The organism is Thalassoglobus polymorphus, from assembly GCF_007744255.1.
Taxonomy (GTDB): Bacteria; Planctomycetota; Planctomycetia; order Planctomycetales; family Planctomycetaceae; genus Thalassoglobus; species Thalassoglobus polymorphus.
Genome location: NZ_CP036267.1, coordinates 1,900,419 through 1,913,319, shown reverse-complemented (window position 1 = coordinate 1,913,319; position 12,901 = coordinate 1,900,419). Strand labels below are relative to the sequence as shown.

The following is a 12,901-nucleotide window of genomic DNA, read 5'->3' as shown; positions in this document are numbered from 1 at the left end:
GATGTGAAGCAACTTTACTCATCATTCCTCAACATTCGAATCCACATTACTTCTGTGTATCTTTTGAAGCATCTTTCTGAAGCGACTTGGCTTTCTGCATTTCGTTCTTCGATTTCTTTTCTTTATACAACTGGAATCGAGACTTGATCACTTTTCTCGGCCAGTGATTGTTTTCAACATCGGTATCTGCGGTTTCCAAGTGTGGATCAATCTGAATCGACTCAATCGTTTTCGGAGTGATAAACAGTTTCGAGACTTTTTGATTGTTATGTCGCCAGATTTCCGCAGGGATGCGCAGAATCTGTTTTGTGTCATCCTCAAAATGGCACTCGACAATAATCGGCATGACCAACCCGCCGACGTTTTCAAAATCGAAGATATAGAAATTTCGCTTTTCCAGAAGCAATTCCTTTTCGTCTTCATCAAGAGACTTCAAGAATTTCTCGTAGGCCTTCTTATCATTCTCTGTCACGTCGAGTTTATCGAAATCGTTGTAGAAATCTTTCAGCTCTGGAAACTGATCGACTCGTTTGGGCAAATCCTTATTTCGCTGACTCGGAACAGTTTTCGGTTCTTCTTCGCGTTCCCGTTTCTTCTCGCCTTTTTCCACCTCAGGGTCAGGAGACGCCAATGTGTAAAGACGAATTTTGTTAATGGAAATGTCAACATGATCTGTTGAATAGAACCACCCCCGCCAGAACCAGTCGAGATCGACCCCCGAGGCATCTTCCATTGTTCGGAAGAAGTCCGAAGGTGTAGGACGTTTGAACTTCCAGCGTCGGGCATATTCTTTGAAGGCAAAATCAAACAACTCTCGACCGAGAATTGACTCCCGAAGAATATTCAGAGCTGTCGCCGGTTTGGCATACGCATTATTCCCGAATTGCAGGATCGACTCTGAGTTCGTCATGATGGGAACTTGCGACGAGCTTCGCATGTAAGGCACGATCAGTTTCGGCTCACCTCGCCGTGACGGATACTTCTCTTCCCATTCCTGTTCAGCGAGATACTGCAAGAATGTGTTCAACCCTTCATCCATCCAGGTCCACTGCCGTTCATCGCTGTTGACGATCATTGGAAAGTAGTTGTGTCCCACCTCATGGATGATGACGGAGATCAATCCATACTTCGTTCGATCTGAATACGTTTTGTCCTCTTCAGGTCGTGGACCATTGAAGCAGATCATTGGATATTCCATCCCGTAAACCGGTCCGTTCACGGAAATCGCAACCGGGTAGGGGTACGGGAATGTGTATCGTGAATAGACATCCAGCGTGTGGATAATCGAGTGCGTCGAATACCGACTCCATAACGGCTCCGCTTCTTTGGGATAGAAAGACATCGCCCAGACGGATTGGCCTTCGACGTTGTGTCGCTGCGCATCCCAGATGAATTTTCGCGATGTCGCAAAGGCAACGTCACGGACATTGTCAGCTTTGAAAACCCAGGTCTTCTTTCCGGTCGGCTTTGAAGATTCGTTCTTCTCCGCCTCCTCAGGGGTTACGATGAAAACCGGCTTCGTAGCATTTTTTGCAGTCTCAAGCCTTTGTCGCTGGGCTTCACTCAAAACTTCATCAGGATTCTGAAGAACTCCTGACGCCGAGACAATATGATCGTTCGGGACTGTAATGCTGAGTTCATAGTCCCCCAACTCAAGTGTAAACTCTCCTCGGCCCAAAAACTGTTTGTGTTGCCAACCTGCGTAGTCTGTGTAGGCCACAAGTCGTGGGAACCAATGAGCGATTTCGTAGATTGTGTTTCCGTCTTTCTCGAAGTCCTCATAGCCGGTCCGCCCCGGAACCAAGTCGCTGTTATTGATTGCGTAGTTCCAGTCAACTTCAAACGTAAATGACTCCGAAGGTTCAAGCGGAGCAGGGAGGTCGATCCGCATCATCGTTTTGACAAGAGTGTGCTTGAGCGGTTGCCCTTGTCCGTCCACAACTTTCGTGACCGTCATGGAACCATCGAACGCTTGCCGCGTACGTAATCTTTTCAAGCTATTGGTTGAAATCCGCGACAAAGATGGCGCCGTTGAGGTGAGTGCAGAATCGGAATCGGGTGCGAAAATGTTTGCATCAAGTTGAAGCCACAAATACCTCAATGTGTGTGGCGACTTGTTGTGATAAGTCACTTTTTCCGAGCCGGTCAGATGTTTTTTCTCATCGTCGATTTCAACCTGAATCACGTAATCTGCACGTTGCTGCCAATACTGTGGACCCGGCGCTCCGGAACCGAGTCGCGATTCGGTCGGTGTTGGCAGAATCTCGTCCAACTGTCGGAAAGAGTCTGCTTGCCCATATTTCGAATTTGTCACCTGAGCAGAGAGAGGCTGAGCAACAACCGAAGCGATCAGAAATAGTAAAGTCGCCAATTTTGGCTGACCGGAACACTTTCGTGTTTTACCTGTCCGCGAAAACCGCTTTTCTTCTGATGAATCATTCTTGCCCACGAGACAGTGCGCGTACGCTTTATTCAGAACCACCCTGGAATTTCGCTTTTTCAAAATCATGAGCCTAAATTTCGTAACCAAATCAATTTCCAGAAGAACGTGAACACAGCCTACCCACACTACCGTTTCTCCCGCAAACCAGCCAGATCCCCAAGCTTCTGCGACCCGAACATTTCGCAGATATTCGTTGTTCGGAATTCTGGTTGAGTTCTTCGTGCTCAACCGTCGATAAGCCGAAATACGATAACGAATCTCAGGGAGTGAGAGATCTTCCAAGAATGGACAATCCCCCACTTTACAGGGCTCATTAATCAAAGCGATTTTCAACATGTCATGGACGACACTGAAATCCTTGTTCTTTCTCTGCCTCGCAATGCAGGTTGGCTGCGTTCAGTTACGTGATCGTGTGGATGAATGTTTGATCACAAAGCAGGATAAGAAACTTACAGAGAAGGCATGGAGAGACCATCGGCATTTCTGGGTTGATCAGCCGTTCCTGAAGGATTTCCGCAAAGGATTCAAAGCGGGCCACACTGCCGGACTTGACGGAGAGGATTGTCCGCCAGCAATTCCTCCGCGATATTACTGGAGCGCAGCCAATAGCGGCCCGGATGCAGAAATGCGAACGAAAGCCTGGTTCGATGGATGGTGGATGGGCTCAGTGGCAGCATCTGCTGAAGGTCTTCATAATCACCGCCGAGTGCATGTTGCCCCGCACATTCAGGCAAGCAAAGCCGAACCAGAGATTGATTGGTCGAAGGCCACAGAGGAGATGAAAGATCATTTGCCTCTCGTTCCGATTCCTGAAGTTCCGATGGAAGAGACTCCGCAAGAGCTGAATGATAAACCACCAGTTGCTCCACCGCTTGTTCCGCCAGCTGTGCCACCGACGAAAGAGCCGCCGAAAAAAGATCCCGCGAAGGAATACAATCCCCGTGTGACTCGCCCCGAATTGTATCTTCCAATCCAATAGGTTTCGAATCGCGGCTGCTGGTCGGTCGCGTTAGACTTTCTCGACTTCGAAATCTTTGATTGCTAACGACGTTCCCTGTTGTAAGTAATTGACCGCAATCAGCAATCGGGCTTCACTTCTTCTCTCGACAATCTCTCCTTTGATTCCTTCAAAGGGGCCCGATTTGATACGCACTGGGGTGCCAACTTCCAGACGTGATTCGTGCCGTAGTTCCTGCTTGGAACTGATTAAGGCGTGGACTTGAGAAAGATCAAAGACGAGTTCCTCTTCCTCTTTCACTTCCAGACATTTTGAGATGCAATTGGTCTGCAACGCCTGAATGCGCTCATCTTCTGTCGCATGGATGAAAACGTAGTTCGAGAACAACGGTGAGAATGTCGTCCTGACGCGACCTTGAGGAGAACGCTTTGGCACGCCGATGATCGGGCAAAAGAATGGAACCTGCTTCGGGAGCAGTCGCCGCATCAACTCTTTTTCACGACGGGACATCGTATAAACAGCCCACCAGCGTGCTCCTTCCTCACGACGTTCTCTTTGATACTGCTCGTCAAACAGTTGTTCCGGATAGATTGACTTCTCTTCTTTCAGGATGGGCATCCGATTCCTCGGGAATATAAATTACGCCTTAACAACATCTTGCTCTGAGAGAGGTTCTGCCCAGAACAGCCCGTCTTCACTCACTCATTCACGCAACGACAACATTCTGCCGCAACAGTCTGTGTCGCAACAGTGTAGGGCCTGATCTGCACACCATCAGAAGTCCTTTCGGCCCGCACGCACTGCCTCTTCAGACTTTCCGATTTCATTGCATTGAGGCAATACTTGTTGGCATCAATTCTCAGAGATGTTTCGGGAATAAGACTTGAATCAGCTAGAGCATCTTTCGAATTGGTTTGCAGAACCTGCCTCGTGGCGAACGGCATTTTACTAGAGAAATGCGTTCTTCACGGGCACACGGTAGAGCAAACTGCTCTAAATCTTATCATGCAGGCGCTGTGCGTCCAGAGATCTTTACCCACTTGCGAATTGGCCAGTCGATTAAAAAACTCAGGAAAATTATCGACATGCCCCAGTCAATGACTCAAAATGATACGGTCGTCAGATGACAAACGAGAATCATTCAACTCAACTCCATGAGACACCATTATGCTCCGAAAGACGCTCTACTCACCAGTTTCCTCACCATTGGCAATTCTGTTCGGAGTCACTTTTCTATGGGCTCAATGGGGAAGTCCTCTCTACGCACAAGAGGCAACACCGGAACGCCCCAAAGTTCCAGAGATTCCAGACGAGCCAAAAACGGTTGATCCAGTCAGCTTGATTCATCCAAAGCTTGCTCAGAAGGCATCCGTGAATTTCAACAACTCATCATATGAAGAACTTCGTGAATGGCTGAAAAAAACAACCGGCCTGCCTGTCGTCATCGATGAAGCGGAATTCTCCAACGAAGGGCTCTCGATTCATGATGAATACTCAGACACGCTTAACGACGCTCCGATTTACTTTTTACTGAATCGACTCAACGCCAATTCGCTGAGTTGGTTTATCGAAGATGAAGTCATTCGCATCACAACGACACTAGCTGCCGACGACTTAATGAGAACAAAAACGTATGTCATCGGAGATCTTCTGGACAACGGATACGACGAAGAGAGTTTGATTGACACCATTCAAGAGATGACCGGCGGAGCGTGGTATGAAATCGATCAGGAGGGGGGTGATGTCAAACTTCTTGGAGATGTCCTGTTCGTTAAACAAACGTACCATGTCCACCTCGAGCTAGAAGGACTGCTCAGCGCCTTGCGAAAGTATGGACGCGAAACTGCGACGTCGGAACCGGAGCTGCACTTTGAACTTCGAGAAAAACTGAAGCAGATTGTCTCAGTCGATTTTGAGAGAGAACCCATTTTTCGTGTCGTCGCCCTTCTCTCAGACCGTCACAAACTCGACATTCGCCTGGACACCCATGAGCTTGCCAACGAGGGGATCAGCTCGCGCGACAGCCTGTCACTCTCGATCGAAGATCGCGACCTGAAAACGGTTCTGGGATTGCTCTTTGCTGAACTGGATCTCACCACAACTTTAGACAACGGCGTGATTCTCATCACAACCGATCTCAAGGCATCAGAGCAACGACGCACAGCCGTGTACGATGTCCGAGACTTATGTCGGAATGAATCGGAATCAGATGCACTGATCGAAGCGGTTCAGGAACAGACAGTCGGACCATGGTTTGAGATTGACCAGGAAGGCGGAATGATTGCTTCCCCTAAACCTGGAGTACTTGTTATTCGCCAAACCAACCGAGGTCTTGAGGAAGTTCGCAGCCTGTTGGACGCCTATCGAGAAGCCCTGACAAAATCAAAACCGCGTAAGAAAGTGGTTGTCGAAGATGATGTTTTCACTCACTATTACAAACTCGACACCGCAACAGCCGAAAAGCTTTTTAATGGACTCTGGAATCTCATCCCGGAAGCAAAAGCACTTGCTGAAGCGGACAAGGAAAATCGGAACCTGGAACAAATCCTCATGTTCCCTGCGAAGCCTGAATTAAGATTGGTGACATCCCAGCGAACGAAAACTGACAACGCCAGAGCTGAGCCAGTCCTCATCGATCAATCGACAATGATCATCACCCACCACCGTTCAATACACAAGAAGATCCAGGAGGCCATCAACCGGATCACAAACGGAGACTCCCCGATATTCACAACTGATGGCGACCCCATTGGAGGCAAGCAGGGGGGCATGCAAGGAGGTGGAGGCGGTTTTGGTGGAGGATTCTTTTCAATCCCCGAGGAATAGGAGCTCTCGAGGCAGAATTCTAAAATAGAACTCCCGTCCAACAGGAAACGTTAAGTCTCCAATAGCATTTTTGAGATCGGTGGACGCCTGCTGCCTCGTGGATTTGAGGGCTTCATCATATGAAAACCACTCTTCACGGAGACAAGTCGCTTCACTAGAGCATCTTTCGAATTGGTTTGCAGGTTCTGCCTCGTGGCGAACAGCATTTTACCAGGGAAATGCGTTCTTTACGGGCAAACGGTAGAGCAAACTGCTCTAGCTTCACTGGAATACTCCAGCGTAACTTCGTCAAATCAAGTTGAGTTTCTTTGGGCGTTCTCTGGGGCGACGACAACATTTGTCGCACAAGCCATGCGCTTCTAATCGGTGTCCCTCGATGCGAAAACCGAATCCTCGCGCGACTTCTTCAAGGAGTTCACTGATCTTGTCGTTATCAAATTCAGTTAACTCGCCGCACTTTTTGCAGATGAGATGGTCGTGCTGCGGGTAACCATAATCGTGCTCGTAGAGGTCACGATCATCCTGGCGAGCGACTTTGCGAATAAGACGCGCGTCTTCGAGTTGCTTGATCGAGCGATAAATCGTCGAACGGCTCACTCGCTTGCCATCCTGTCGCAAATTCAGTCGCTGTATCAGTTGCTCTGCATCGAAGTGTTCATGGGTTGCAAAAACCTCCTCAACAATGATCGCACGCTCGCGCGTCATGCGCAATCGTTGCGTGGCGAGGTATTCTCGATACTTCTCACTTGGAGAGACGGCAACAGAAACCGCTTCCAATTCAGACACAATATCCCCCTGATGACACTTTCACACGTGCCGTTCTCGCAATCAGTCCGAAATCACTCCAAGCATACGGCTGATTGCAATTTCTAGTTTCTCTGGAGTCTCGTACACACCTGAATCAATTTCCGCGCGGATCCTTGCCAAACGCTCTTCACGCGTTTCTGCTGAAGGAACTGCCTCGGAATCGAGATTGTCCTGATGAGGTTGAGTGCGATCGGGCCGTTTTCGGTCCATCTCGGCCTCCCCAGAGTTTGGAAAAACATTGCCGTTTTCGAAGAAGACTTCGTTCGGCAGGAACTGCCGATCATAGCTCAGGTCGGTGCATGCAATCAATGGCGTCTGGACAGAAGAGTTGAAGCAGGTCAGCGATTGAAAAAGAGTAAATGCGGATCGCATAGGAATTCTCCTTAGCGACCGTCCTGGTGCTGTTTCGCGTGAGAACGCGGCGTCTTGCTGAAATGAAGGTGATTCAATCCGAGAATCACTTGATCTCGAGGATTCAAAAGGGTTTACGTCAACAGCTTCTGATTCTCGTGATGTTTAATTTATCACCGTAAGTTGCTTCCGGTGTACAGGTGATATCGGTTCTAACGAACACGGCTGTTGAGGACATTCCACAAATGTTCATGTTTTTTTACAAAATTATTCTCGATTTGCACTATTTGCAGACTCGAAAAACCTCTGCACAGTATGCGAATTCACCCATTTTATGCGAAGAGCAGCTTCCCGGATCATCATTCGGACTCAACTCACCACCACTTCAAATTCGCAGGAATTCTCTGGTTTCGTCTCTTTTTCGGTCTCTTGTGAGACTGTTTCAACCATGTTCGCGTTGAAAGACTTCATCAAAGTGCATCTTGACCCATCTTTGGAATGAAAGTTAAATTCCGCTACCCACTCTTCCGATTAACGAAGATCATGTTGACACCCCCCAGCCAAGAAATGCACATCATTAAACCTGGCCGTGCCCCATGGAGGCAAAGGCTCGTCGATGCGGAAACAGGCTTTCGCCTCGGCTTGCGGACCGACTCAACACTGTTTGTCTACGTGTTGCTGGGCTCAATGACGCTTGTTTCCGGAGCCGTTCTTGGCATCGAAAAACTCGAATGGGTTGCCTTGGTGCTGACTTTCGGGCTCACACTCTCAGTGGAACTCTTTCATCAGTTGCTGAAATTTCTTGTCCAGGAATTTAAGCATCACCTGAGAAAAGATATCCATCAAATGCTCAGACTAGGCACCGCAGCGTGCCTCGCCACAAACATCGCGGCAGCAATTGTTGTGGCGATCATCTTCGGAAGCCGTATTTGGCACCTCTTTTCTTGATCAGTCATAAATACGACTGATGGCTTTTCATAGCGTTCGACGCACTTGCTCCGATTGCCTGAGCAGATAGACTGTCGTCCCACAGAGCTATAAAACCGAGCTACAAAGCCGTTCTCCCCATCTTGATTGCGACTTGAATCGTTGCAACTGGAGTTGAAATTCATGTCCTTGATCAGTTTGCGCGACGTCTCCTTCACATGGGCGGGACCGTCGCTGTTAGAAAATATCAATCTTGAAATCGGACGTGGAGAGCGTATTGGCTTGCTGGGCCGCAACGGTGCCGGAAAGTCCACATTGATGAAGTTGATCGCTGGGGAAATTCCGGTCGACAACGGAACCCTCAAACTTGCAGATGGCTTAAAGATTGGCCGACTCATCCAGGAAGTCCCTGACGGCACCACTCAGTCAGTGGCTGAACTTGTTCGCGAAGGTCTCCTTGACGACCACCAGGAGGAATGGCAAGTCGAGCAAACACTGGAACGGCTCCTCACGCAAATGAACCTCTCTGGCGACGCCCAGTTCGCTCAGCTCTCCTCTGGAATGAAAAGGCGGGCGCTGCTCGCACAGGCCCTCATCCGAGAGCCTGATTTGCTTCTGCTTGATGAACCAACCAACCACTTGGATATTGATTCCATCAACTGGTTGGAGAGCTTCTTGAAAAAATTTCAGGGAACGATTTTATTCGTCACACATGATCGAGTCTTCCTGCAAGCTCTGGCAACTCGCATGCTCGAAATTGATCGCGGCAAGCTCTTTGACTGGACCTGCGATTATCAAACATTCCTCAAAAGACGAGATGAACTCCTCCACGCTGAGGAGCAACAGAATCAACTCTTCGACAAAAAATTGGCAGAAGAAGAAGTCTGGATTCGTCAGGGAATCAAAGCCCGCCGAACACGAAACGAAGGACGCGTGAGAGCACTGAAAAGCATGCGTAACGAACGCAGCCAGCGCCGCGAGAGAACCGGCAGCGTGAAGATGCAGGCAGGTGAAGCAGACCGCTCCGGGCAATTGGTAATGGAAGCCAAAAACGTCACCTTCGGTTACGAGGCAAACACCCCGATCATCCAGAACTTTACTTCAACGATCTCAAGAGGCGACAAGATTGGTATCGTCGGCCCTAACGGAGTCGGAAAAAGTACGCTTCTCAAATTAATTCTGGGAGACTTAGCTCCAACATCGGGAGATATCCGTCAAGGAACAAACCTGCAACTCATCTACTTCGATCAGCTTCGTGAGCAGATCGATGATGAAAAAACCGTCGCTGAAAATGTCGGCGAAGGACAGGATCAACTGACAATCAACGGCAAACAAAAACACGTCCTGGGATACCTGCAAGACTTCCTCTTCACCCCCGAACGAGCCAGACGCCCGGCCAGATATCTCTCGGGTGGCGAGCGGAATCGTATGTTGCTGGCCCGGATTTTCAAACGTCCGTCAAACATCATGGTTCTCGACGAACCGACTAACGATCTCGATGCAGAGACTCTCGAACTCCTCGAAGATTTACTCGGCAACTATCCCGGAACTGTCCTACTGGTCAGCCACGATCGAGCATTCCTCAATAACGTAGTGACAAGCACGCTGGTCCTCAACGGCGACGGAACCGTCAGCGAGTACGATGGGGGGTACGACGACTACCTGCGGCAACGTCCACCTGAAAAAGAACCTGAGGCATCACCCAAAAAGTCCAGACCCGCAGGAAAGGTTCGTGAGAACGCGCAGAAACCGAAACTCTCATACAAAGAGAAAAAGGAACTCGAAGCGATCCCGCAAAAAATTGACGATCTGGAACAAACTCAGGCTAGCTTACAATCCGCAATGGCAGACCCTGAATTCTTCAAACAGGACGGTGAAAAAATCGCCACAGAAACAGCTCGACTCCAAGACCTCAGCAAAGAGCTGGAATCACTCTACAATCGCTGGGAAGAACTGGCCGCCAAAGAATAGAGCATCGCCAGTACTTCCCGCGTCTGCGAAGAGCGATCTCACAACGAACAAGATTACTCGCCAGAAGGCAGTCTCCGTGTGGCACACTATCTGTTTGTCGAATGGATTTGAAAAGATCCGCAGAGCAAGCTTCATGCAGCTTTCAACTTCTTAAGCTTGAAGGACAGAAAGATTGCAGCACATCCGAACATGATGGCGAAAGCTCCGTTGATCCGGATGAAAAGGCTGAGTGACAACAATGGCGCCATAAACAAAACGATCCCGAATAGTATCGACAAGAAGCCGCTGAGAATCATCCAGCCCTCTCCCTCAATAGCCTTTCGCTCGCGAATTGCGACAACGATTTCGAGAATTCCTCCAGCGATCGACCAACCGCCGAGGAGCGCGATCACAGTCACCCCTGCGAGTGCTCCGAAAAGTGCCGGATGCATCGCTGCAAAGCCACCAACGAGAATGGCCAAAACACCGCGAACAATCATCCATCCACGTGACTCAACCCACCCAACAACGCCCGCAGCAATCGCCATAATGCCATCAGCAATCAGGTAACAGCCCACGACGAGTGCCCAGGCGAGGAGACTAATCCCCGGAGCGAACAGCGCGTAAATTCCGACTAAGACAAGCAAAACGCCTCGCAAAAGCAGAACCCACCAGTTCGAAGAAATTGCCTGGATTGGTGTTAATGGGAGTTCTGTACTCATAGCTGGTTTCCTTTTCGAGGCTGATTGTAAACTCGGGAGAGTGGTCACAAATTTCGAATGAGTGTTCAAGTTTGAATTCGTAGCGATCAGCAATTCCACTTCATGAATTGATCTCCTCTACGAGACAGAGTGCACATCCTTGAAAGATCTGTTCATGAAATCTCTGTTCAATGAAATCACTTCCAAATCTCTGCAGGCTCCCTTTCCACCAACAGAATAGCCTCTTTCTGCGATGTAGAACGAGGAGATTGGTCCGAAAAAAAATCAATTTATCATTCTTCTTCGGCCGCCACATTTGAATAGTCAGAACCCTCCGAACTGTCATTCTGTTTTGCTTCAGGGACTGTTTCGAACCGGTTCGCTTCTCGCGCAATATTCCGCAGCATCCCAGCGAAGACAAACTGATGCAGCGGGTAGATTCCATACCAGTACATCAAGCCAGATAAGCCGACAGGATCGAAAATCGCTGTCTGACGTATTTCACTTCCTTCCGGACATGGTGTGACCTCAAACTCAAGCCAGGCACGCCCCGGCAGTTTCATTTCAGCTTGAAGCCTCAACAAATTCGGTTCTTCACTGGCTTCGACTCTCCAGAAGTCGAGGGCATCGCCGACACGCAAATGCTCGGGATCACGACGGCCGCGCCGAACACCGATCCCCCCAACCAACAGGTCCAGGAACCCGCGCAGCGACCACAGCCAATTCCCATAGTACCAGCCTTTTTTCCCTCCAATTCGACGGATGGGCGCAAAAGCACTCTCTGGTGGAACAGATACGGTCACTTTTCGCGAATCGACCAAACGCGATCCGAACCTGACTCCTCCCCAATTTTTTGTCGAACCACCAGATGAGAGGGCATCTGACCAGCGAGTCTCAGCGAACTCACGATCCTCATTCGTCAGCGCCCGCTGGATTGCATCCGGTACTGATCGCGGAACAATATCAAAGGTCCGAATTGCCAAGTTGTTCGAGAGCAGAGTTGGGTTGCGCAGGCTCCCGACTAGCTTACGTCCGACACGTGCATAGACCGGAGTCACCAGGCCGAGCCACAAACTGGACAAATACGGCGTCAAAAAAGGGACCGAGATCATCCAACGACGCAAACCTCGCTGCCGAGCGTACTCTTGCATCAACTCGCCATATGAGACTTGGTCTGGACCGCCGATTTCGTACACCTGCGACGAACCGTGAGGGACCTCAAGCGCTGCCATGAGGTACATCAGAAGATCCTCTATGGCAATGGGCTGCGCTTTGACACTGACCCACTTGGGACAGATCATAATCGGCAATCGCTCTACCAGAGCCCGGATCATTTCAAATGAAAGGCTCCCTGAGCCAATCACAATCGAAGCTCGGAACTCGACCACCTGAGGATGGTGCAGCCGCAGCACGTTCCCGGTTTCTTGACGACTGCGGAGATGCTTGGACAAGTGGTGATCGGGGTTCCCCAAGCCGCCTAAGTAAATAATCCGCTGCACTCCAGCTGCAACCGCAGCCTGAGCAAAATTCTCAGCTGCCACCCGATCCTGTTCTGCAAAGTCGCCCTCGGCCCCCATAGAATGGACAAAGTAGTAAGCGGTGTCGACACCCTCAAACGCCGCTTTGAGCGAGGATGCGTCCAGAACATCGCCCTGAACAATTTCAGTCGTTTCGTTCCGACGATCAGCTAAGGCATCGGGACGTCGACTCAGGCAGCGGACAAGTTGATTTCGCTGTTGAAGGAGTGTCAGCAAACGACCTCCCACGTAGCCTGTCGCACCTGTCAAGAGAATTCGACCTGTCATTCTGACTTCCTGTTCGACTGAAAGTGTCTCGAAACCAGAGCAGTTCAGTATTAGTCGTGTCCGTGAAGACCACCTTCATGACTTCATCTTCACAGCTTCATCGACAGCACGCCACGAGGCAGATCCTGCAAAC

General features: G+C 49.7%; 10 protein-coding genes. 4 read left to right on the top strand and 6 right to left on the bottom strand.

Annotated features, from left to right (window positions below; genetic code table 11):
* Positions 1 to 46: 46 nt before the first annotated feature.
* Positions 47 to 2,371, bottom strand: a complete 2,325-nt coding sequence (locus Mal48_RS06970; protein WP_145197420.1) for a M1 family metallopeptidase — start codon at positions 2,369 to 2,371, stop codon at positions 47 to 49.
* Between the two features lie 406 nt (positions 2,372 to 2,777).
* Here Mal48_RS06970 and Mal48_RS06965 point away from each other — a divergent pair, with 406 nt between their 5' ends.
* Positions 2,778 to 3,422 (top strand): hypothetical protein, encoded by a 645-nt coding sequence (locus Mal48_RS06965; protein ID WP_145197418.1) that lies wholly within the window; start codon positions 2,778 to 2,780, stop codon positions 3,420 to 3,422.
* Positions 3,423 to 3,452: 30 nt separating this feature from the next.
* Here the strand turns inward: Mal48_RS06965 and Mal48_RS06960 are convergent, their stop codons facing one another.
* Complete coding sequence (locus tag Mal48_RS06960) at positions 3,453 to 4,019, bottom strand: transcription termination/antitermination NusG family protein (RefSeq protein WP_145197416.1); 567 nt, start codon at positions 4,017 to 4,019, stop codon at positions 3,453 to 3,455.
* A gap of 549 nt (positions 4,020 to 4,568) precedes the next feature.
* Between Mal48_RS06960 and Mal48_RS06955 the strand changes: the two genes are divergently transcribed.
* Positions 4,569 to 6,227 (top strand): hypothetical protein, encoded by a 1,659-nt coding sequence (locus Mal48_RS06955; protein ID WP_145197414.1) that lies wholly within the window; start codon positions 4,569 to 4,571, stop codon positions 6,225 to 6,227.
* Positions 6,228 to 6,515: 288 nt separating this feature from the next.
* On the opposite strand, the gene Mal48_RS06950 is transcribed toward Mal48_RS06955, so the two are convergent.
* Both Mal48_RS06950 and Mal48_RS06945 read right to left on the bottom strand, forming a co-directional pair.
* Entirely contained in the window at positions 6,516 to 7,013 is a 498-nt protein-coding gene (locus tag Mal48_RS06950; RefSeq protein ID WP_145197412.1) for a Fur family transcriptional regulator, read from the bottom strand.
* Between the two features lie 42 nt (positions 7,014 to 7,055).
* On the bottom strand, positions 7,056 to 7,406 hold the full coding sequence (locus tag Mal48_RS06945) for a hypothetical protein (protein ID WP_145197410.1): 351 nt from the start codon (positions 7,404 to 7,406) through the stop codon (positions 7,056 to 7,058).
* A 477-nt stretch (positions 7,407 to 7,883) separates the two neighbouring features.
* On the opposite strand from Mal48_RS06945, the gene Mal48_RS06940 reads away from it, so the two are divergent.
* Together Mal48_RS06940 and Mal48_RS06935 are read left to right on the top strand one after the other, a co-directional pair.
* Positions 7,884 to 8,333 (top strand): diacylglycerol kinase, encoded by a 450-nt coding sequence (locus Mal48_RS06940; protein ID WP_145197408.1) that lies wholly within the window; start codon positions 7,884 to 7,886, stop codon positions 8,331 to 8,333.
* 162 nt (positions 8,334 to 8,495) lie between these two features.
* Positions 8,496 to 10,283, top strand: coding sequence for an ATP-binding cassette domain-containing protein (locus Mal48_RS06935; protein WP_145197406.1), 1,788 nt, complete (start codon positions 8,496 to 8,498; stop codon positions 10,281 to 10,283).
* A 131-nt stretch (positions 10,284 to 10,414) separates the two neighbouring features.
* On the opposite strand, the gene Mal48_RS06930 is transcribed toward Mal48_RS06935, so the two are convergent.
* Both Mal48_RS06930 and Mal48_RS06925 read right to left on the bottom strand, forming a co-directional pair.
* On the bottom strand, positions 10,415 to 10,984 hold the full coding sequence (locus Mal48_RS06930) for an HdeD family acid-resistance protein (RefSeq protein ID WP_145197404.1): 570 nt from the start codon (positions 10,982 to 10,984) through the stop codon (positions 10,415 to 10,417).
* 272 nt (positions 10,985 to 11,256) lie between these two features.
* Positions 11,257 to 12,768 (bottom strand): SDR family oxidoreductase, encoded by a 1,512-nt coding sequence (locus tag Mal48_RS06925; RefSeq protein ID WP_145197402.1) that lies wholly within the window; start codon positions 12,766 to 12,768, stop codon positions 11,257 to 11,259.
* Between the last annotated feature and the right edge of the window lie 133 nt (positions 12,769 to 12,901).

Bases quoted from the DNA above. Each gene is read 5' to 3' on its own strand.
- Mal48_RS06935 (WP_145197406.1), top strand. From the start codon at position 8,496: ATGTCCTTGATCAGTTTGCGCGACGTCTCCTTCACATGGGCGGGACCG.
- Mal48_RS06925 (WP_145197402.1), bottom strand. From the start codon at position 12,768: ATGACAGGTCGAATTCTCTTGACAGGTGCGACAGGCTACGTGGGAGGT.
- Mal48_RS06940 (WP_145197408.1), top strand. From the start codon at position 7,884: ATGAAAGTTAAATTCCGCTACCCACTCTTCCGATTAACGAAGATCATG.
- Mal48_RS06945 (WP_145197410.1), bottom strand. From the start codon at position 7,406: ATGCGATCCGCATTTACTCTTTTTCAATCGCTGACCTGCTTCAACTCT.
- Mal48_RS06930 (WP_145197404.1), bottom strand. From the start codon at position 10,984: ATGAGTACAGAACTCCCATTAACACCAATCCAGGCAATTTCTTCGAAC.
- Mal48_RS06955 (WP_145197414.1), top strand. From the start codon at position 4,569: ATGCTCCGAAAGACGCTCTACTCACCAGTTTCCTCACCATTGGCAATT.
- Mal48_RS06960 (WP_145197416.1), bottom strand. From the start codon at position 4,019: ATGCCCATCCTGAAAGAAGAGAAGTCAATCTATCCGGAACAACTGTTT.
- Mal48_RS06965 (WP_145197418.1), top strand. From the start codon at position 2,778: ATGTCATGGACGACACTGAAATCCTTGTTCTTTCTCTGCCTCGCAATG.